The sequence below is a fragment of the Methanolobus bombayensis genome, assembly GCF_017873415.1.
Classification (GTDB): domain Archaea; phylum Halobacteriota; class Methanosarcinia; order Methanosarcinales; family Methanosarcinaceae; genus Methanolobus; species Methanolobus bombayensis.
In genome coordinates, this window is sequence record NZ_JAGGKD010000001.1 from 407,788 (window position 1) to 427,512 (window position 19,725).

At 38.5% G+C, this 19,725-nt stretch carries 19 protein-coding genes and 2 tRNA genes; 12 read left to right on the forward strand and 9 right to left on the reverse strand.

The window, feature by feature from the left end; all coding sequences use genetic code 11:
• Positions 1-403: 403 nt before the first annotated feature.
• The 5 genes from J2746_RS02115 (at position 404) to J2746_RS02135 (ending at position 4,296) form a co-directional block, all read left to right on the forward strand.
• Positions 404-1,387 carry a hypothetical protein gene (locus tag J2746_RS02115; RefSeq protein WP_209615454.1) on the forward strand — a complete coding sequence of 328 codons (984 nt, stop codon included), beginning with the start codon at positions 404-406 and terminating at the stop codon, positions 1,385-1,387.
• Positions 1,388-1,478: 91 nt separating this feature from the next.
• The gene (locus J2746_RS02120; RefSeq protein WP_209615456.1) at positions 1,479-1,715 is read left to right on the forward strand and encodes a TIGR00304 family membrane protein; all 237 of its coding nucleotides are present in this window, start codon (positions 1,479-1,481) and stop codon (positions 1,713-1,715) included.
• A complete protein-coding gene (locus tag J2746_RS02125) occupies positions 1,715-2,035 on the forward strand; it encodes a TIGR00304 family membrane protein (RefSeq protein WP_209615459.1) in 321 nt (106 codons plus the stop codon). Before J2746_RS02120 ends, J2746_RS02125 begins: the two co-directional genes overlap by 1 nt.
• 116 nt (positions 2,036-2,151) lie before the next feature.
• Positions 2,152-4,134, forward strand: coding sequence for an excinuclease ABC subunit UvrB (uvrB, locus tag J2746_RS02130; protein ID WP_209615462.1), 1,983 nt, complete (start codon positions 2,152-2,154; stop codon positions 4,132-4,134).
• Between the two features lie 90 nt (positions 4,135-4,224).
• Positions 4,225-4,296: transfer RNA gene (locus J2746_RS02135), tRNA-Gly, on the forward strand.
• 220 nt (positions 4,297-4,516) lie between these two features.
• Here the strand turns inward: J2746_RS02135 and J2746_RS02140 are convergent.
• Positions 4,517-5,083, reverse strand: coding sequence for a hypothetical protein (locus J2746_RS02140; protein WP_209615465.1), 567 nt, complete (start codon positions 5,081-5,083; stop codon positions 4,517-4,519).
• Between the two features lie 403 nt (positions 5,084-5,486).
• Between J2746_RS02140 and J2746_RS02145 the strand changes: the two genes are divergently transcribed.
• Complete coding sequence (locus J2746_RS02145; RefSeq protein WP_209615468.1) at positions 5,487-5,741, forward strand: hypothetical protein; 255 nt, start codon at positions 5,487-5,489, stop codon at positions 5,739-5,741.
• Positions 5,742-5,881: 140 nt separating this feature from the next.
• Here J2746_RS02145 and J2746_RS02150 read toward each other — a convergent pair whose 3' ends face one another.
• On the reverse strand, positions 5,882-6,613 hold the full coding sequence (locus tag J2746_RS02150; protein ID WP_209615470.1) for a hypothetical protein: 732 nt from the start codon (positions 6,611-6,613) through the stop codon (positions 5,882-5,884).
• Between the two features lie 150 nt (positions 6,614-6,763).
• Entirely contained in the window at positions 6,764-7,390 is a 627-nt protein-coding gene (locus tag J2746_RS02155; RefSeq protein WP_209615473.1) for a hypothetical protein, read from the reverse strand.
• A gap of 401 nt (positions 7,391-7,791) precedes the next feature.
• Between J2746_RS02155 and J2746_RS02160 the strand changes: the two genes are divergently transcribed.
• Positions 7,792-8,538, forward strand: a complete 747-nt coding sequence (locus J2746_RS02160) for an SIMPL domain-containing protein (protein WP_209615475.1) — start codon at positions 7,792-7,794, stop codon at positions 8,536-8,538.
• Between the two features lie 68 nt (positions 8,539-8,606).
• Here J2746_RS02160 and J2746_RS02165 read toward each other — a convergent pair whose 3' ends face one another.
• The 3 genes from J2746_RS02165 to J2746_RS02175 all read right to left on the reverse strand — a co-directional run bounded on the left by J2746_RS02165 (position 8,607) and on the right by J2746_RS02175 (position 12,304).
• Positions 8,607-9,866 carry a hypothetical protein gene (locus J2746_RS02165; RefSeq protein ID WP_209615478.1) on the reverse strand — a complete coding sequence of 420 codons (1,260 nt, stop codon included), beginning with the start codon at positions 9,864-9,866 and terminating at the stop codon, positions 8,607-8,609.
• 165 nt (positions 9,867-10,031) lie between these two features.
• Positions 10,032-11,162 carry a UDP-N-acetylglucosamine--N-acetylmuramyl-(pentapeptide) pyrophosphoryl-undecaprenol N-acetylglucosamine transferase gene (locus J2746_RS02170; protein WP_209615480.1) on the reverse strand — a complete coding sequence of 377 codons (1,131 nt, stop codon included), beginning with the start codon at positions 11,160-11,162 and terminating at the stop codon, positions 10,032-10,034.
• 140 nt (positions 11,163-11,302) lie between these two features.
• Positions 11,303-12,304 carry a PHP domain-containing protein gene (locus tag J2746_RS02175; RefSeq protein ID WP_209615483.1) on the reverse strand — a complete coding sequence of 334 codons (1,002 nt, stop codon included), beginning with the start codon at positions 12,302-12,304 and terminating at the stop codon, positions 11,303-11,305.
• A gap of 175 nt (positions 12,305-12,479) precedes the next feature.
• Here J2746_RS02175 and J2746_RS02180 point away from each other — a divergent pair, with 175 nt between their 5' ends.
• Positions 12,480-13,664 (forward strand): UDP-N-acetylglucosamine--N-acetylmuramyl-(pentapeptide) pyrophosphoryl-undecaprenol N-acetylglucosamine transferase, encoded by a 1,185-nt coding sequence (locus J2746_RS02180; RefSeq protein WP_245249930.1) that lies wholly within the window; start codon positions 12,480-12,482, stop codon positions 13,662-13,664.
• Here the strand turns inward: J2746_RS02180 and J2746_RS02185 are convergent.
• A complete protein-coding gene (locus tag J2746_RS02185) occupies positions 13,653-14,315 on the reverse strand; it encodes an HAD family hydrolase (RefSeq protein WP_209615485.1) in 663 nt (220 codons plus the stop codon). The genes J2746_RS02180 and J2746_RS02185 overlap by 12 nt on opposite strands.
• A gap of 123 nt (positions 14,316-14,438) precedes the next feature.
• Here J2746_RS02185 and J2746_RS02190 point away from each other — a divergent pair, with 123 nt between their 5' ends.
• The 4 genes from J2746_RS02190 to J2746_RS02205 all read left to right on the forward strand — a co-directional run bounded on the left by J2746_RS02190 (position 14,439) and on the right by J2746_RS02205 (position 17,551).
• Positions 14,439-15,023: an SOUL family heme-binding protein gene (locus J2746_RS02190; RefSeq protein ID WP_209615488.1), complete on the forward strand. Its 585-nt coding sequence runs from the start codon at positions 14,439-14,441 to the stop codon at positions 15,021-15,023.
• Positions 15,023-16,402 carry a cryptochrome/photolyase family protein gene (locus J2746_RS02195; protein WP_209615491.1) on the forward strand — a complete coding sequence of 460 codons (1,380 nt, stop codon included), beginning with the start codon at positions 15,023-15,025 and terminating at the stop codon, positions 16,400-16,402. The genes J2746_RS02190 and J2746_RS02195 overlap by 1 nt, the downstream gene beginning before the upstream one ends.
• A 205-nt stretch (positions 16,403-16,607) precedes the next feature.
• Positions 16,608-16,692, forward strand: a tRNA-Leu gene (locus J2746_RS02200).
• Positions 16,693-16,918: 226 nt separating this feature from the next.
• Positions 16,919-17,551, forward strand: a complete 633-nt coding sequence (locus J2746_RS02205; protein ID WP_209615494.1) for a hypothetical protein — start codon at positions 16,919-16,921, stop codon at positions 17,549-17,551.
• An 80-nt stretch (positions 17,552-17,631) separates the two neighbouring features.
• Here J2746_RS02205 and cas1 read toward each other — a convergent pair whose 3' ends face one another.
• Together cas1 and J2746_RS02215 are read right to left on the reverse strand one after the other, a co-directional pair.
• On the reverse strand, positions 17,632-18,834 hold the full coding sequence (gene cas1, locus J2746_RS02210; protein ID WP_209615497.1) for a CRISPR-associated endonuclease Cas1: 1,203 nt from the start codon (positions 18,832-18,834) through the stop codon (positions 17,632-17,634).
• Positions 18,834-19,706, reverse strand: a complete 873-nt coding sequence (locus J2746_RS02215; RefSeq protein WP_209615500.1) for a hypothetical protein — start codon at positions 19,704-19,706, stop codon at positions 18,834-18,836. Before J2746_RS02215 ends, cas1 begins: the two co-directional genes overlap by 1 nt.
• Positions 19,707-19,725: the final 19 nt, after the last annotated feature.

Sequence of the window (19,725 nt, forward strand, 5' to 3'; positions counted from 1 at the left end):
AATAAACTCTTAAATGTCTGTATTCATCTGCCACATACACCTAATCACTAGTTAAATTCGACAAAAAACGAAATATTTATCTATCATTATTGCACTTGTTCTAGTGTTGACAAGTTATATGTTTTGTCATGTCTGTGTTTAATACTTTAATAATCAATTAAAGCTCTATTAGGGCTTTGATTTGTTTCAAAACAAGTGCAGACTATTATTAGAGCAAATATTTATATATTATTAAAACCATGTAAGTAATTGTGAAGCACAGAGAAACAGTGTGTTCCTGATGTATTCACAAAATAACGGATCAAGATTAAAAAGAGCAACACCATGAGTCTGAGGGGATAAATGGTTTTGTGAATCCATCAATATCTGAGGGGATGAATGGATCCGCAAAGAGGCAAAAAGGATGAAGGTTCGGCTTGAGATCATCAATGACGATGGCACTAAAAGAGCAAGCGCCGAGTTTGAGTATGCTGACAGGCATGGCCTGGAGGCATTCTTGGACATCTATTCAGACGAGACTAGAAATATTACCGAACCTTCATCCAATTCATTTAATACAGTATCGGGCACTCCTAGAACTCCTAATTATCCCGCTACTAATCCTGTTTCTACTACTCCGGTGAATGTTGCTGAGCAGAATGCATACCAACCTCAATTTGTTCAGCAGCAAACACCTGTTAATACACAGCAACCGGTTCAGCAGGCACATATATCACAGTATCCTTCGCAACAATATGCACAGATGCCTGCGCAGCAAGCTCAAATGCCTGCTCCACCAGTGTTGCCACAAACACAGCAGCCCGGGCAGGCTTACGTCCAGCCACAACCTTGGCAACCCCCTGTTTCAAATACAAATACAATATCCGATCATCAATTACCACCGCAGTATAATCAACCCAACCTACCTCCTGTGGGGGTTCAGCAGTATGGGTATGGACAGCCGGTGCAACCAATCTCATCTACGGTCCGCCAAACAATGAATCCTAACCAACAGATGCAGTCGGCTGTCTCTCCTACTAATCTTCCGGTACAATCTGTACCAGGTCAGGCACCGGCACCACGTAAAGTACCATCACTTCATAACAGAATGAATGACACTTCACTGACGATAAATGAACGTCTGGAACTCTTCCTGAAATATGAATATCCAAGGATATGGTTCTCTTCGCAGGATATCCAGAAACACTACGAGCGCATCTACGGTGAAATAAAACAAAGTACGGTGTCCACATACCTTTCCCGTATGTTCCGCAAGAATATCCTTGCACGCAGAGGGAACAGGACACAGCGTGAGTACAGGTATATTGCAGATGAGATTGAACAGGAATCTGATGCAGTCATGGGTCAGATGTCAGAAATGCCTCTGGATCACAGATTCCAGTACTGATCTCTTTAATTGCTTATTTTGACTATGTTTTTTATGGTTTTTGAGCAGTTAACTGTCAGGTATTTAATATACTTTTAACATACAGCTTTTCATGCGTTTACCACAGGACCTTTCACAACTCGGACCAATACTTATATTCGCTGGTTTTTTCCTTGTTTTCGCAGGTGCTATAGTTTCTTCTTTCAACAGTAAGGGCAGTTTTGGTGGTCTGGTAATGATAGGTCCGATACCAATTGCATTTGGTTCATCACCTGGGATTACTTCATCTATGCTCTGGGCAGGCGTTCTGATAGCTGTGATCTATCTGCTGGCAAGGAGGAGGTTTTGATGCTGGGGACCATTTTGATATTGTTGGGAATGTTTGTGATCATTGCGGTTTTTATACTGTCTTTTATTTCAGGTGTAAATAGGATTCAAAATGGAGAAAAAAGGGATGAACACTCTTTAAATTCATATTCAACTTCTAATTACTCTTCATATTCTGATGATGGATATGGGTCAGTTTCTGATAAAACAGATGTCAAAGGAGGCGGTCTTATCATGTTGGGACCAATTCCTATCATTATCGGGTCAGATAGTAAGAGTGCTCAGACACTTATCATACTTGCAATTGTGCTCATGGTGTTGTATTTTCTGATATTCATGTGAATGGTGTGGTGATGTAGTGATAGTGTTAAGCTGTATGATTCTGCTTTTTTAAGCGAAATACGTATGCACCCCGTCTGTGAATACGTTTATACGCTTTAGATTCAATACACATATTGATGCGTCCTTTCAAACTGGTTTCGGAGTATAGTCCAAAGGGTGATCAGCCCAAGGCAATTTCTCAGCTTACAGAGGGTATGCTTGGAAGTAAAAAGCACCAGACATTGCTTGGTGTGACTGGTTCAGGAAAAACCTTTACAGTGGCTAATGTCATTCAGAACGTGCAAAAACCAACTCTGGTTATTGCGCATAACAAAACCCTTGCAGCACAGCTCTTTTCGGAGTTCCGTGAGTTTTTCCCTGACAATGCCGTAGAGTATTTTGTCAGTTATTACGATTACTACCAGCCGGAGGCTTACCTGCCTACGACTGACACTTATATTGAGAAGGATGCGTCAATTAATGAAGAAATCGACAGACTGAGGCTTTCGGCAACCAAGGCTCTGCTGGAACGTAAAGATGTGATCGTAGTTTCCAGTGTGTCATGTATCTACAACCTTGGTTCGCCTGATGAGTGGAGAGCTATGTCTGTTATGCTGACACCCGGCATGGAGATAGACCGTCCGGCTTTCCTTGAATCACTTATCAACATACAATATGAAAGGAATGATGTTGATTTTACTCAGGGTACTTTCCGGCTGCGTGGGGATACGATCGAGATTTTCCCTGCTCAGGAGAATGACGGAATAAGGATAGAGCTTTTTGGTGATGAGGTCGACAGGATAGCTTATTTTGAGCCACTTACGGGAAAAGTGCTGGAGGAAGTACTGCCCGGAGAGTCTGTTGGTATCTATCCTGCAAAACACTTCGTTATGCCGGAAGAGTACATTGACAAAGCTCTTGGCACTATTGAAGCTGAACTTCATGACAGACTGGCTGTGCTGAAATCGGAGAACCGCTTGCTTGAGGCTCAAAGACTGGAACAGAGGACTAAGTTTGACATGGAGATGATCCGTGAGCTTGGTTATTGCAGTGGTATTGAGAATTATTCCCGGCACTTTGACGGCCGCCGTCCCGGCGAGCCTCCATCTTCCCTGCTTAATTTCTTCCCTGAAGATTATCTTCTGGTTATTGATGAATCACATGTAACCATCCCGCAGATACGTGGAATGCACAACGGTGACAGGGCTAGGAAGCAGTCGCTGGTGGAGTATGGTTTCAGGTTGCCTTCAGCTCTTGACAACAGACCGCTTCGTTATGATGAGTTCGAAAGAAGACTTGACAATGTAATCTATGTTTCCGCAACTCCTGCGGAGTATGAGGTTGAGAAGAGCAGGGCTGTGGTGGAGCAGATCATCCGTCCTACTGGCCTTGTTGACCCGGAAATTTCGGTCAGGCCTGTTGAGAATCAGGTGGATGACCTCATCGGTGAGATTCGCAAGGTTACTGAGAAGGGATTCAGGACTCTTGTGACGACGCTGACCAAGAGGATGGCTGAGGACCTCACAGAGTATCTGCTGGAAATGGGTATCAGGGTTCGTTACATGCATTCAGATATTGATACCCTTCAACGTGCGGAGATCGTCAGGGACCTGAGAAAAGGTGAGTTCGATGTGCTTATCGGTATTAACCTGCTGCGTGAGGGTCTTGATATCCCTGAGGTTGCTTTTGTTGCGATACTGGATGCGGATAAGGAGGGTTTCCTGCGCTCTGAGCGCTCGCTTATCCAGACAATCGGACGCGCTTCGAGAAACTCAGAGGGACGTGTTATCCTCTATGCTGATAACATGACCGGTTCCATGGAGCGAGCTATCAACGAGACAGAAAGGCGGCGCAAGCTCCAGATGGAATTCAACGAGAAACACGGCATCACACCCACAACTATCCGCAAGGCTCTGCAGAAGGAGCTTGTGGAGGGAGAGAAATACCGGCCCAAGTCCGGTGTCATGGCAATCGCCGAGGATGCTTCAACACGCGAGATCGCTGACATTATCATCGACCTCGAAGCTGATATGCACCTCGCCGCCAAGAACCTTGAATTCGAGAGAGCCGCAGACCTCCGAGACAGGATAAAAGAACTACGGGATGAATATTCCCTGTGAATATCCCTCCTTTAAATACAACCCTCTGAAATATTCATTATCAGGCGAAAAGATTATATTTGAAAAAGCATTGTATTGGTTGTTCACAATGCGCTGATGGTCTAGTGGCTATGACTGAGGCCTTCCAAGCCTTAAACCCGGGTTCGAATCCCGGTCGGCGCATCTTCTCATTTTTTATTGGAATCAAGATTGTAACTAGACTTTGTTTTCTTTTGATTTTTGAGCAGGAAGTTTACATCAAATAGCTCAGGGGAGATTCATTAAAGAAAAAGACTTGGGCAAATAATTATCTGGAATTTGACCCGGAACTAGTGAGGAAGGAATATCTGTCTTGTGTTCCGGAATTAGGAAACTAGGTATAATTGTTTTATTAACTTCCTGGTCATTTTGGATATTGTTTGAAAGCAACGAACCAAAAAACCTCATTCACTATTTCAGTATAATTATAGCTAGAATTTTGCACTACTAATTCATTAAATGAAGCATTAGTTATGTTAATAAACAACCAAATTCCCAAGAACAGGAAAAGTACTAATAAAAAAATTATTCCAATTTTCGATAAATAAAATTCAGATATATAGTCCGTAAAACTGATGCATAATATAACTACAAATGAAAGTGCCCAAATTATAATGGTTAATGTGGGATATGCTGTAAATGCAGTTCCATAAAAAAACACGAGTATTATGTAGGCAAAAAGTACTGTTGTAAGTCCAAAAAATAAGTCTAAAAAAATACCCGAAACATCTTGAATGTATGCTGCATATATTATGAATACACCTAGGAAAAAATAAAGTACCAGATTTCCCCATATGTCTAGTACGCCAGGTGATAAACTATTGTATCCTGTAAAAGTAAATCCAATAATTATTAACAATGTATTAATTAGTTTAATTCTCAAATCTTGAACGTTTTTTTTTATGTACAACTTTTTTTTCTTGTTCTTCATTTTGTTGCATACTATAATAGTATTTCATGAAGTATTAAAATTTGCTATATATACCACAGATATTTTATCCTTTACTCATCAGTAACTCATACGTCGAACAATCCTTCGGTATAATGAGCATAGGGAGTCAATTAAACCACCTTTGTTTCCATTAGGCATCGTTTTGCTGGCATATAATCTATATATTTATATATAATAGTTGATATTATTTTAAATATTAATGACTATTGGGAAAGGCTAATATGCCGCAGATTACCAGAACCTCATGGTTGATTTAATGGCAGAAGCTACATACCTGGTGTTAAAATTATAAGGAGTTGATGAAATAACAACATATACTGCATACGGAGGCCTTTACAGGGGCAAGGATGAAAAGAACTTCACATACTCTTCAGGACCGTTCTTGAAATTAAAGGCTGACGAGAACAAGATCACCATAAAAGGAATCCTGACACGAGTGGAGCTCAAAAAGGAGAACGTTGTTGTCATCAGAAGACATAAGAAGGTCAGGCAGGATGATGGTTCTGTACAGACACATATCGGTTTTTTGATAGAGCACAATAACATGAAGGAGAAACCGTACATTGCATTCATACCGTCATTCGGGAAGAAGATCTTCAATAAGCTGAGAGATCTTGGGTACAATGTTGTTGATTAAGATATGCACATCGAATCCACATTTTACTTTTTAATAATGTTCTTGATCTAATAAAAGAAGCTCTTTTAATTTCAGTCTCTCTACTACTTAGCCTCTATCAAGACCTTTCTAATTTCAATGATCAGTATTTCGATACTGGATTACACTGGCTTCTGTCTCATCTCATCCCATGAATCATCAATTATAGCTTTTATGATTCCACGCTGTCTTAGAGAAACTCTGATTGTGTGATTTGTGATTGACTCGGGTAAGTCTTCGCCCGAGCGATTACCATAGCCTTCATGACTGCTGGTGAATGAGTATAATAATGCATGTGTTGAAGGCAGTTCATCCAGACGCATATGCTCTTCTAATGTCAGGTTAGAGCCATCATAACTGTAAGTTGGCATTGAAATAATCCACTTTTCAACAATTCCCTGTGCTTCCTCAGAAGAAGGCTCCAGTGCAAGTAACCTCTGGGAATCCATGTAACCTTCAATCTGGTACAAATCTTCAAACAGGTATTCGGGAGAATCCGAATCAATGGTTAAAATGTGAATTTCACCATTCTGCAACACAGTAACTTCCAGAGTGCCGGAACCTGGATCATCTGATCTGATCTTCTGTGCTTCTGAAGAAGAACTGATTTCCAGAAACGGTTTTCCTGTAAGCATGTAAGGTGGCTGTTCCCATTGATACTCTATCATTGGTCTGATGTAATGTGCTTTGAGTTCATTGTCAGAATTGTAAATACTGAGGTCCATGGAAGTTGAATTAATTATCAACTCCTGTGTATCCATGTTAGTTGGTGAAGTAACAGCATATTTCATGGACATTATAGTTGCATTGTCCGATATCGTAAATTCTTCTTGTTCTGTGCATCCTGAACTCATCAGAACTAAAACAATACACATTAGCATTATTCTTGTATACTTCATAAATAAATGATAAACCAGCTGGTATATAGGACTTTGCAGATTTTAAAATAATTCAAACTATATTATCATCTTTCTAATATTGTCAAAAATAAATGATTTCCGAAACTAAACCAGTAATTCAGCATTAAGATAGTTTAACATGATGATCGATGATGTGATTAAGCAAATAAGGCATATCAGGAGATTTGCCAGCCTGAGCTCATACGAGCTAATGATCCTGTAGAACATGGGTTCGTTGATCAGGTTGAGCCAGAACATCATCAGAACAGGCAGGGATACAAAATACAGGACTCCGGAAAGGGATAATTTGAATGGTTTTCGCAGGTCGCTGTGCAGACTCTCTATTAGTTCTTCCATGGTCTTTTTGCAGTATACAAGTGCATTGTATGATGAACTGACAGTTCCTGCATTCGCAGTTCCGTTTTTCATAGTAGGGAGAGTTCTGGTGATCAACTGTGGGTTTGTTATAAATGGTTTGATAAGAGGGATCTTTGTTTCAACTGAGAAATAACTCAGGGTTTGTTGTACTTCAGAAGCTTTGCTTGTCAGCCATAAGTATAGCAGAGAATCGAAGTTTGTGGAATAAGTTTCCGTGAACTCGCTGTATATTGATGAGTACCTGTTGAGAAAATCCAACTTCTGGCGTACAATGGCAATTAAAACCAGACGTTTTATGAATCCGGCTGTCACAAAAACCAAAAACACGGCTACCAGCAGAATTGGTTTATCCATTTTCAGCACTCATTATATTGGTGAGCTATAATTATACTAATAATCTATAAATATACTATTTAAGTTTGTTTACCGGGATCTATGTAGAACTATTTTGATTTATAGATTAGTGGGCTTGATTGCTTTTTATTATTTATTTTCAGTTTGTTCTATTACATTATGAGTCAGCAACTGATGCGAGAAATGATTACAAATCCGATGATTAAAAAATAATTATTCTTTCCCTTATTTCTGCATAAATTTGCCTCACCCCTTCATAATTTTTTATCAATATCTATCGCCCCACATAACTACAAACCAGTTTGAAGTTTAGACAATTCTTTAATATGTATACGTCATTCTAGAACGTGCAATAAAAGAATATAACCGGTTAACAAATAACCATTTAAGGGGAAGTGAAAATGTCACCTGAAAGAAATGATAAATCATATTTAGCAATAATCGCACTATCAGTCGTCCTGGTGGTGATGTCACTAACGATATACGCTATCTCACAGGATGGTCCGGAACAGACTACAGCAGACACAATTACAATGGGCGGATATGCAGAACAGAAAGTTGTACCTGACACCGCATCTTTAAGTATAGGTGTCGTGATCCAGTCCGAGACATCAACGGAAGCATCTGACGAGAATGCTGCCATAATGAGCACTGTAATAGAAGAACTCAAAGCTCTCGGACTGGAGGACAGGGAAATCCAGACATCCTATGTTTCCGTGTATCCGGTCTACAACTATGACGGGGAAAGGACCATCACAGGTTACTCCGCATCCAACAGCGTCCAGGTCACAACCACAAACCTTGACATCCTGAGCGAGATTATCGATAGGTCCACAGCCGCAGGAGCAAACCAGATCGGAAGCATTTCCTTCACAGTTTCCGATGACATGCAGGAAGAGCTACGTGCAGATCTCATGGATGAAGCAATAGCTGATGCATCATCAAAAGCCAATGACCTTGCAGACAGCCTTGATCTTAAGATCGCAGGAGTGCAGACCGCATCCATAAACGATAATAGTAACCCAAGAATCTATTATGCAATGGAAGAAGCAGCAGTTGAAATGGATGAAGAAAAACCTGCAACTCCAATAGAACCTGGAGAATCCACAGTCTCAATGTCAGTTCAGGTCACATACTACATTGAGTAAGAATTATAGCCAACCAACCAACAATAGCCTATAACCACCGGTTGATTCCGGTGGTATTTTTTATTCTACTAAACATTCACCTTTTTACCGTGCTTGCTCTGGAGTATATCCAGGATCTTCTTTTTAGCACATTCCTTCTTTCTGGTCTCTATTTTCTTGAAGTTCTCGGACTTATATTCAAAGCATGTCCATTTGACCAGAACAGAGACATCACCAATTATCTTCCTGTGGACAAGATTCAAACCTGAATTAGTAAGCTCATAATTTTCCAGTTCAAGATAATTGTTCTTTGCAAGGAGCTTGCAGTGCCTTTCAAAAATATCAGATGATATCTGAAGCCAGTTCTGGATTTCCTGCTGATTTGTGTATCCAAGATAAAAACTGAATAAAATACGAATCTGTATATCTTCTTCCGGATTCAGACATCCGTAGAGTGCAATAATTACTGAAAAATCCCTTGATTTTAACACAATAGACGCATCATTTTTTGTCTGTATCATCAGGTCCATAAAACATGTATTTTCAGGAATATCTAATTCGATATCTTCTATATTCAGGGGGCATATGAATTTATTAATATCCACTGTAGCCACATTCCCACACAATTTTGAATTCCCACACTTCCATATGATCCTGTTCGTTTCATCATCACTTGGCGCCATATTGCAGTCAAGGCAATTCCATACAGTCGCCAGATTATCGAAATCTTCCTGAATATCTGAACCAAGCTTTTTCTTGTCGACACCCCTGACCCTGTCTACAAGATCAATTCCAAGAGGTGTGAGTGCAGCATATTTATCTACAAGACCCTTCGATTTCAAAGAAGCAAAAGTCCTGGAAACCAGCTCGTCATCACCTTCAAAAATAGGAATCAGCAGATCCAGGCTATTTATCCCGGAAGACAACAGACACAATAATCGAATGTCTTCCGGTTTCATGGTTCCAATAATCGGGTCTGCACTGACCCCTAAAAGGCTCATCAGCATATATTTCAGATTTGAAACATCTGACTTCTTTCCCGCAATTATCATGGAAGAAACAACTTCACCTATTCCAATGGTTGCTTCTTTCTTATAATCAATAACTATGATCGCACCATGTCTGCTGGCATTCTGTATCTTACTGAGAATAGCATGTGGTAAAGGTCTGTCGACGATAAGGATGTTTTCCAGACTCAAATGAATGGACCTATAATCAGTACGAATTTCCATCTCTTTATCTGTAAGGATAACTTTCCATGGTTCCCATAGAGTGTTGTCTATCCCAAAAATGGTGTTGATCCGGGGAATATCTGCAATCCCTATAAATTCTATGTCGCCATATATCATTCACATACCGCCAGCCGAAATAGAAATATTTACTGTTTTTTCAGGTATCTAATTATAATATCCAAAATCAAGATTATGTTAATTAATATATTAAAATTTTATATAAATAACTTTGTATTTAATTATTTATAATGTGCGATAGTATGGTTGTAATTTAGAAAGTCTCTAATTCCTGACAATTTCTTCAAGCATTTTCCTCACAGCTCCGGGACCGTTCAACTGTTCAGCCATTTTCCGCATCTCTGTGAGCTTTTTTGTGTACTTCTCATCATCAATGAGCAATCTGAGATTCTCCAGGATATCTTCAGGAGATGCGGAATAGTCAAGTTTTTTTCCAAGACCGTCTTTTTCAATAACAAAAGCATTATTCTGCTGTTCACTATGTTTCTGGTCCGGAACGGTGATCATTGGAACTCCAAAGCTCAGGGCTTCCATCATGGTACTATGGCCTCCTGGGGCAATAACAACATCTGAAGCTTTCATATATGGGAACTGGTCATCTATGAATTTCAGTATAGTAACATTCTCTGGAAGTTTTCCAAAACTTTCCGGATTAACACTTGGGCCCGAAAGTAAAGTATAATTTATGGAACTATCCATGCCTGCAGCTTCAATGACCTTTCGGAAAATAGGTTCACGATATCCAAATCCACCAACGGTGCAGAGCACATGAGGGCGTTCAAGTTCCTTTGAAGTTGTTTCTTCAAAGGTCTTTCCAATAAGTGGACCACTGAAGAAGAGTTTTTTCCAGGCTGCTTCCCTGAAATCAAGGTTTTTTCTACACACGGTATGAGGCAGTGGAAAATCAGGAATGATTATTCTGTCAGCCATCTTGAACATTCCGATATAGGATTTTTTCACAAGCTCCACCAGTATTTTGCTGGAAGCGCCCTTGCCTTTGAAGAATTCTTCCATATTTGACTGGTTCACAATCAAATGGCATGGGAGGCTGCGTGATTTGGCACTTATCATTCCCATGAAATAACTGTCTGATATCACCACATCAGGTTTGGTCCTTTTGAGCAGCTTTCGTATTTTGATCAGACCAAGGAACTGCCCTCTCTTAAAAGTTGCAAGAATTGACCTTTTAAGATTCAGAGAACCGGCCTTACCTACAAGTGTGATCTCCGAAGGGACAGTATGGGTTTTAAATCCTTTACGTTCAATTAGTTCCCTGGAATATCCATAAGCTCCGAAATGTACATCATGGCCAGCCGATACAAGCTCCCTGCCTATGGATATACATCTGCTGGTATGTCCAAGACCTTCGCCGCAGACAAATATCATTACTCTCATCTTAACACCAAATAATAATCACCAAAAAATAATCAGATCAAAAAGCTGACCGGTGAATTTACGTTTTTATCTCTTAAAAATACTTTCATCCGGGACAAATCCGTTTGCATGCCTCGTTTTTTAAAAAGAAAATTTTCTTTTCAGAATATCTGGCTGTTCACAACGCGTCCGATCTTTGAAATCTGTGGCTGTTTTGATATCCTGTAAAGCAGAAATGGTAAACCGGAAACAAAGAACTGTTGTGTAAGATGCATTGTCATATTATAGATGTGCGGGTGTTTCATCTTATTCTCGCCGCCAACGAGCTTGACAACTTTATCGAACACTTCCAATCCGGTAGAGTAATCACCCTCGTGTGGCATGCGTTTTTCCATATTGAAGATAAGTTCTACCCATGCATACAATTCATGGCTTATGTGCTTCCATATGGGTTCATCGATCATCATATAGGAATTACCTTTTTCAATGTTTTTGAAATAATCCCTGAATGTGTCTCCTTTTGCCAGAGTATGAACTCTTCCTATTCTGCCGGTATGGCTATCAGTTGTCACAGCCATTCCTTTCTTAAAACGCTGTGCCAGCACCATTGAGAAAAAGTTCTTCTGCTTCAGGTCCTGCATATTATATTCGATCACAGGAAATTGTTTTGCAAGCTCAGGTACGGCCATGATATTTGGTTTTTCTCCCGGCTTGAACCAGAACGGGTGATTGTACATGTGCAGGATGTCATTGTCCCGGAAGTAATCAAGAAGCATATAGACATCCTGCTTTCTCTGTACAATTGTCTCCATTTGAGAATATTGTTCTTTATCAAAATCAAAAGCATTGATATGAACAGTGTGCCCGACGTTTTCCATGTCAGTAATAGATAATTCCACTCCAGTGGTCAGTTTATCTTTATTCCATCCCATGAAATCATAAGCTTTTACAGTGTCATGGTCTGTAAATGTCACAAAACCAAGGCCATCTGCTAACCCTTTTTTGAACAGTTTTTCCGGTTTTGTGAATTTACTTGCAGGTACATCATATGAACAGGAGGTATGCACATGCAGGTCTGCTTTATTCCATCCATTTTCAAGAAGTTCTGTTGCTCTGTCAGATGCAATTATTTTTTGCATTGTTCTGTCCTGTTTGCGGAACATCCTGTTACCTCTGTTTAATGCAAAATTTTATGTTTTGTTCAATTTTTTTATTACTTATTGTTCTATGTATGTATATGTTCTGAAGTAAAAATAAATAGTTAATCTACATAATCTATAGTTATTCCTGTATTCTATATAATAAACATATAAATACTTAACATTCATTTTTATTAATATGTCAGAGCATTCGAATCTCTCCGAGAAGCGTATGACTTTTCTGATTTTTGTTTGTGGAGAAGGACTTGGACACACCGGGAGATGCATTTCCCTTGCATCCGAGCTACAAAATTCCGGTCACAATGTTTTCATTGGAGCTTATGGATATTCCCGGAAGTTAATTGAAGAATCAGGTTACAGTGTCGAGGAAATTCCCCAGGAGCTCAGACTCAGTGGTAAAAAAGGTTCTCTTGATCTGAAAAGTTCCATAGTTTCAACTGCCAGGACTATTTCAATCAGTAATCTGAGTTCGGTAAGAAAGCTTGTGGAGAAAACAAAACCTGATTTTGTAATTTCTGATGGATATTATAATGGTATAATTGCTGCACAACACAAAAAAGTTCCTGTATCTATTATAGTGAACCAGTCAAGTATGCAGGACTTTTTCAAAAACAAGGGTTTTTTAATAGGCATTGCAGGTTCCGTTGTCAGAAAATTCTATACATGGATATACAAAAAAGTGGACATTATTTTCGTTCCGGACTTTAAACCTCCATTCACTATATGTGCTTCAAACCTCTCTTTTCCTGAAAATGTGAAGGACAAAATAGAATTCAGTGGTCCGGTCCTGAGAAAAAAGTATGATGAAGTTGTCCCTATTGATGGATTGAAGCGACCACATGTGCTTTGCAGCATAGGCGGTTTCGGTTATCGTCTTCAGATATTTAAAAAGCTGCTGGAAGCAGCAAAAATGGACTCCAATATCAATTATACTCTCATAGGTGGTCCTGATCTGGATTATAGTCTTCTTGAAGATGTTCCTGAAAATGTGGAAGTTCGCCGTCTGATCCCTGATCCTTTCCCATATTACAGGTCAGTGGATTTAGTGATCTGCACAGGCGGCCATGGTACAATTACGGAATCGCTCAGTTATGGTCTTCCTGTAATATCTTTCCCGGACCACTCTCATAATGAACAGGAGAACAATGCTCAGTTCATTGAAGATAATGAATATGGCAGACGTTTGTCTTATTCAGTAACACCTGGGGAACTGTTACAGGTAATTAAAACTCTTATTAATGATGAAAGATACAGATCGAATGCATCAGTATTAAAAGAGCAGGCAGTGCTGAGCTATGGTCCTGAATACATAAGAAAAAGACTGGTAGCTTATTCGTCCTCAGTTTCCCGCTCAATTTGCTGAAAGATTTCTCATTAACAATCTGATGAATCTGAACAATTCTGCGTGATCATGCAGAACTATGTCGGCATGTTCAAGTTCTTTTCTGCTGAGATCAGTAGGCAAACCCACTGTAAATATCCCGGCATTTTTTGCAGATTCAACACCAAGTATTGCATTTTCCACTACTATGCAATCATTTTTTTCCATTCCAAGCATTTCAACTGCTTTATTATATGGTTCAGGTTCAGGTTTTCCTTTCTCAGTATCATCACCACTGACTATCGCATCAAATATTCCCGGGAAATATTTCTCCATCATTATATCCACAATCTTTCTGTCGGAACCTGAAACAACAGCGAGTCTGAATCTTTCCTTGATCTCTCTGAGGAAACCATCCACATCATCGAACAGAGTGACGCTATCCCTGTCAAATAGCTCATGTTTTCTTGCAGGAACATCAGATAGCAATTCTTCCATATCAATGGAATTGTTTCCATGGATTTCCACAATTTTTCTCACAATCCCTGCATCATTCTCGCCTTCAAGGGCAAATATATCTCTTTCGTCGATCTCTATTCCAGTCTCCATAAAAGCATCTTTCCATGCTTTTGCATGCAGGTGCATAGAATCTATCAGCACCCCGTCCATATCAAATATCAGAGCTTCGATCACAACTGGAAATCTACATGTGTATATATCTAGTTAATCTAAGGTTCAATCATAGATTATAGAATCTATATATTTGTGAAAAATGGAACCACAATACTCTTTAGACTTCCAGAGTAATCTATCTTTATGGATAAGGCAGGAGTGGTTTTTGCTTTATTAACAGTATTTACTGTCATGCTTGGTTCATGGTTTTTTGCAGGGGTGCATGTTTCAATGACAACGGAAGAGGTTGAATACAGAGTAATGTATGAATTAGAGGAAGATGTTGAGGTCAGGAAGTATGATGAATTAACTGTTATTTCCACATCAGCAAATAATCAGAACGATGCTTTCTCAGTACTTGCATCTTATATTTTCGGCAATAATGCAGGAAAGAAGAAAATCGATATGACATCTCCGGTAATCACATCAGAGAGTGATAATGTTGTTAATATGTCGTTTGTGTTACCTGCTGAGTACAATATTGATAATGCACCAGATACTGAGAATCCGGAAATATCGATTCAGGCAATTCCTGCAAGAAAAGTGGCTGTGATAAGATTCTCAGGATATGCAAAGGATGAGATCATTGAAAAAAAGCGTTCAGTTCTCAGTTCACAACTTGCTGATAATGGTATTGTAACTACAGGTGATTTTTTCCTGATGCAGTATAATCCTCCGTGGGTTCCCCCTACTCTTATGCGGAACGAAGTGGCTATAGAGGTGGAATAATGGCAAAAAAATACGGATTATCTTTATTTATATTCAGACGTGATCTCCGGGTGGATGATAACACTGCTTTGAACATTGCAATGGAAAACTCTGATGAGGTAATTCCATGTTTTATATTTGATCCAAGACTTGCAGATGAGAAGCGAAAAAATTTCAATCACAATGCTTTCCATTTCCTGCTGGAATGTCTTGATGACCTTAAACTACAGCTGGATTCAAAATACGGCAAACTGTTCTTTTTCTCTGGCCTTCCTGAAAACATCATATCAGATTTGAAAAAGAAACATGAAATAGATGCTGTATTTTTCAACAAGGATTATACACCTTTTAGCAAAAAACGAGATTCTACAATCCTGGAATCATGTGAGAGTTCAGGAATTGATTTTGTAAGTTACCATGATGCTTTGCTACATGAGCCCGGTAAAGTGCTTACTAATGAAGGAAAAAGCTATTCCGTGTTCTCTCAGTTCTTCAAAAAAGCTTCAAAAAGAGATATACCTTTGCCTGAGATGCAGGAAGGAGGTAACTTTTATTCCGGAGATCTGGATCTAGCCCTGATTGAATTTTCTGATCTTTCAATAGACAGGAATCCTTCTCTTTTCGCAAAAGGTGGCAGAACTAACGCTCTTTCAATTCTTCAGGATATTAATGAGTTCAGAAATTATGATAATGAACGTGACTATCCATCAATAAAAAGTACAACGGGACTTTCTGCTCATAATAAATTAGGTACTGTCTCAATAAGAGAGTTCTATCATTATGTTAGAAATGAACTTGATGAAGGTCACACTCTAATAAATGAACTTCACTGGCGGGATTTCTTCACTCATATTGCTGTTGCACATCCTTATGTTTTCAAGGGTGCTTTCAAGAGGAAATTCGATTCACTTTCATGGTCAGATGATAAAAAGCTCTTTGATGCATGGTGTAAAGGACAAACCGGCTTTCCGATTGTTGATGCAGGTATGAGGGAACTGAACACTACTGGATACATGCATAATCGTGTAAGAATGATAGTTGCATCCTTCCTCGTAAAGGACCTTCACATTGACTGGAAATGGGGTGAGCGTTATTTTGCCAGCAAGCTTGTGGATTATGATCCATGCGTGAACAACGGTAACTGGCAGTGGGCTGCATCAACTGGTGCGGATTCACAACCATACTTCCGTATATTCAATCCGTGGCTGCAACAGAAGAAGTTCGATCCTGATTGTGCTTATATTAAAAAGTGGATTCCTGAGCTTTCAGAAGTTGAACCAAAGGCAATCCATTCTCTTGAAAAAGGTCAGCAGTTGCTTGGGGTTGATTATCCTCAGACAATTATCAGTCATAAGGATGAAAGAGAGAAGGCTTTGACAATGTTCAAATCAATAAGCTAACTTTTTGCATTCTATCGAGTCCGCAATATTAATAAATAAAGGATATATTTATCCACTACTTCTTTTTGCGGGGGTTGCCCAGCCTGGCCAAAGGCGCAGGGCTTAGGACCATATTCATAGGGCTTCATAGCATTTCTATGAAAAATAGATATCTCATTGCGTAATATTAATATGTGAACAATATATTTAATGACTACTCTTTTATGCGGGGGTTGCCCAGCTTGGCCAAAGGCGATGGGCTTAGGACCCATTCTCGTAGGAGTCCGTGAGTTCGAATCTCACCTCCCGCATCATTTACCTGGGATATATACAAGGCGAAAAAAGTGTACGCTTTTGCAAGCATCCCACATAACTATATTATAGAGTTATCAAAGAAAATATTTTATTTGCATAAATCAGAAGTACAACTCACAGTTTTCTAATATATTCATCTGCTTCGAAATACAATAATTCCACATATGACAAATACAGAAGGAATAAGTCTATAAATTTAAATACTTCTCAAGCAATTCTTTGATGAATAAAATGTTTAATATCAAAAAGGTTACTTCACATATCTTTAATGCAGTAATTCAGGGTTTAATATTTGGACTTACTGGGACAATATTAATTTTTGCAATAATATTCATAGCTATTTCACTGTTTCCTACACTCAAAATGTTTGTGCCCTTTACTACTGAAAACATGGAGTTATTAAATGTTTCTCTTACGGTTGTTTTTGTATTTGTAACTAGTATTTACGTTTATTTTACATATCAAATTGTGGAACAGTCTTCTATTGATCGAAAGATTTCTTTTACTGAAAAAAAACTTGTAAACTTCTATTACCCATTAGAAGATTTCATGAAATTTTCTGTCAAAGCCGTGGGAGATGAACCAAATGAAAGAGAATTGAGGCGAGATTCAGGTCTTGACACGGTAGAAAAAAGAAATTCCAATCCTATTTATCGAGATATTGTAAAAAACAAATATCTTGCTGACAATGAAACCAGAGCCATTTTAGATTCTTTTTTAGACATTTTATCACAGAACAGCAGGTCAAAAAAACCCGAGCATTTATCTGTTTATGATAATTTAAACGCTTTAGTAAGTTTGAAAATAAAATCTTCACTTGAAGAACTCAATTCATTACTAAATGAGAAAAAATAATTTCTACACTTAAAGTTAAAGGGGTAATTAGCTCATACTTTATTTGTCAAACAATACTTGCAATTATTTTCAAATTACCTTTAATATCCATCCCACATCTCCAATCTTTCCTTAACATGAGCATTCACACTAAACGGTTTATCCCCTTTTGCATTCTTCTTCATGTAGTGTAATGTACCCTTAGAGAATCCCATTTTCTTCCATTCGGTATAGCCAATAGCAAGAATCTTCTTTCTAAGAATATCAGTGTCATCCCTCTTCCCAACATAAGCAGGCTTACTAAAATCAATCATTTTTCTATTACCTGTGAGATGTTGAGCTAATTCTCTACCTTTCAACAACAGGACACTACCCCAAGTAGTATTCTTTTTCCTGTACTCAACTTTACCATTCATCACAGAATTAAACTCAGCAGTGAGCTTCTTTGCTCCTGAAGGCTTTAGCCTAAGTGAATAACTCTCTGTCCTGATGAAGTCCTTATCCTCCATTGCTTCTTTTTCAATAAGATTAACAACCGCAAGATCAACAAGGAATCTAAAAGGCTCTTGGAAATCATAAGCTAAACTATGCTTGCTTGGATTCATTTCATGCAAAAAACCAACACGTGAATCAAGACCTACTGAATTAATAATTCGTAAACATTCAGATTCAAGTAAAGAATATCCATAATTGAGCATAACATTGGTTTTATCTCCTGCTCCCATTGGACGCCTGTACTTGTCAATTCTTGCTTTAAAATCATATTCAATAGGAATGACTTTGTTAAACTCATTCCAATACTTCCAAGCAATACCGCCTTCAATACCCATTAATTCCCTGATGGATTTTACATTTTTGATTTTTCCTTTATCGGTGGTAAAATCATAATCAACTTCGGAGTATCTTTGTTTAAGATAATCAAGCACAGCTTCAGATTTAGATATTTTAGCTTCAATGAATTTCTTAGCTATCTTTAATCTAGTTTCCTCATTCTCAAAAGCGTGATATTGAGCAAACTTAATCTTTACATTTGCACTTTCAGGTGGAAGCATTGTTGTCAATAATTTGCCATCCCAATTAAGTATGGTAACCTGTACATTGTGTTTAACAAGCCATCTAATAGCCTCAATACTGATGTTGCCACTTTTACCATAAATTACAATGCTGTCAATATCCATTCTTTTGGGTGAGAATGTGTATTTTTCAGGCTCTTCATTTGCGGAAAATCTGCCATCCTTGACATGTAGTTTAGCATTGCTGACACGCATGTCTATTCCATGACCATTTAGTAAGAGCATCTTCATTAGAATTTCTCCACAGCATCCTTATTCTCTTTAAAATGATCGTCATGCATTCCAAGATGAGTCATAGCTATGACTCTTACTTGAGCAATGAACTGAGCAGGCTCTTCTTTGCCCTCTAATCTTAACTTTTCCTCAAAATCATAGAGTTCTTCCCTGTGATCCTCTATTACAAAGGCTGTATAGTTAGAATTATAATCAAGAAGGTCATGAAGGTTGTCTAACTCTTCAGCATCCTTTTTTAGTCTGTCAATAATAGCACTATCGTTATAGTATCCTAGTAAAAAGATAAAATGAGTTCTAAGGTTCTTGTGTCCATGTGGTAATGGCTTAGGGTACTTATTCAATAGGCTTCTAAGCATCTTAATAGCTTCTTGTCTGTTATAGGGTTCTATATCCTTTTTATCTATGTATGTATAGACTATTCTTAGGATATTGTCTATAAGGTCTATGTCTTCTGTGTCTAATTGGGCTATAAGTATGTCTAATTGGAGAGGATTGAGTAGACAGTGTTTCTCATATCTTTCCAGTTCTTTAAGTGCCATTTTTTGTATTATAGGATTATTAGTGGATATTTTACCTATAATCGTATCTATATGTCTTCTTATTTCTTCTGTTTTTTTAAGAGTAAAAAAGCTAGCTCTACCATCCTCTACTCTTATTCCTGCTTTTTTAAGAGTATCGCCTTTAAGCTTAGATACTATACCTCTATCCACCATACTGTCAAGCTTTCGATTGATACTCTTGTCACTATATCCACTATCCCCTCTATGCTTATTTTTGAGGGTTTGTATGAGTTGCGACCTTCTAACATAGCCTTGATTGGATAATATTCGTCTGACTTCTTGGTCAAAGTCTAACCCTTTTTTATACATACTTATACCCTAGTTGATA

What these genes read in the sequence shown, in the direction of transcription:
- J2746_RS02115 (WP_209615454.1), top strand. Translation starts at nt 404, where the DNA reads ATGAAGGTTCGGCTTGAGATCATCAATGACGATGGCACTAAAAGAGCA.
- J2746_RS02120 (WP_209615456.1), top strand. Translation starts at nt 1,479, where the DNA reads ATGCGTTTACCACAGGACCTTTCACAACTCGGACCAATACTTATATTC.
- J2746_RS02125 (WP_209615459.1), top strand. Translation starts at nt 1,715, where the DNA reads ATGCTGGGGACCATTTTGATATTGTTGGGAATGTTTGTGATCATTGCG.
- uvrB (WP_209615462.1), top strand. Translation starts at nt 2,152, where the DNA reads ATGCGTCCTTTCAAACTGGTTTCGGAGTATAGTCCAAAGGGTGATCAG.
- J2746_RS02140 (WP_209615465.1), bottom strand. Translation starts at nt 5,083, where the DNA reads ATGAAGAACAAGAAAAAAAAGTTGTACATAAAAAAAAACGTTCAAGAT.
- J2746_RS02150 (WP_209615470.1), bottom strand. Translation starts at nt 6,613, where the DNA reads ATGAGTTCAGGATGCACAGAACAAGAAGAATTTACGATATCGGACAAT.
- J2746_RS02155 (WP_209615473.1), bottom strand. Translation starts at nt 7,390, where the DNA reads ATGGATAAACCAATTCTGCTGGTAGCCGTGTTTTTGGTTTTTGTGACA.
- J2746_RS02160 (WP_209615475.1), top strand. Translation starts at nt 7,792, where the DNA reads ATGTCACCTGAAAGAAATGATAAATCATATTTAGCAATAATCGCACTA.
- J2746_RS02165 (WP_209615478.1), bottom strand. Translation starts at nt 9,866, where the DNA reads ATGATATATGGCGACATAGAATTTATAGGGATTGCAGATATTCCCCGG.
- J2746_RS02170 (WP_209615480.1), bottom strand. Translation starts at nt 11,162, where the DNA reads ATGAGAGTAATGATATTTGTCTGCGGCGAAGGTCTTGGACATACCAGC.
- J2746_RS02175 (WP_209615483.1), bottom strand. Translation starts at nt 12,304, where the DNA reads ATGTTCCGCAAACAGGACAGAACAATGCAAAAAATAATTGCATCTGAC.
- J2746_RS02180 (WP_245249930.1), top strand. Translation starts at nt 12,480, where the DNA reads ATGTCAGAGCATTCGAATCTCTCCGAGAAGCGTATGACTTTTCTGATT.
- J2746_RS02190 (WP_209615488.1), top strand. Translation starts at nt 14,439, where the DNA reads ATGGATAAGGCAGGAGTGGTTTTTGCTTTATTAACAGTATTTACTGTC.
- J2746_RS02195 (WP_209615491.1), top strand. Translation starts at nt 15,023, where the DNA reads ATGGCAAAAAAATACGGATTATCTTTATTTATATTCAGACGTGATCTC.
- J2746_RS02205 (WP_209615494.1), top strand. Translation starts at nt 16,919, where the DNA reads ATGAATAAAATGTTTAATATCAAAAAGGTTACTTCACATATCTTTAAT.
- cas1 (WP_209615497.1), bottom strand. Translation starts at nt 18,834, where the DNA reads ATGAAGATGCTCTTACTAAATGGTCATGGAATAGACATGCGTGTCAGC.
- J2746_RS02215 (WP_209615500.1), bottom strand. Translation starts at nt 19,706, where the DNA reads ATGTATAAAAAAGGGTTAGACTTTGACCAAGAAGTCAGACGAATATTA.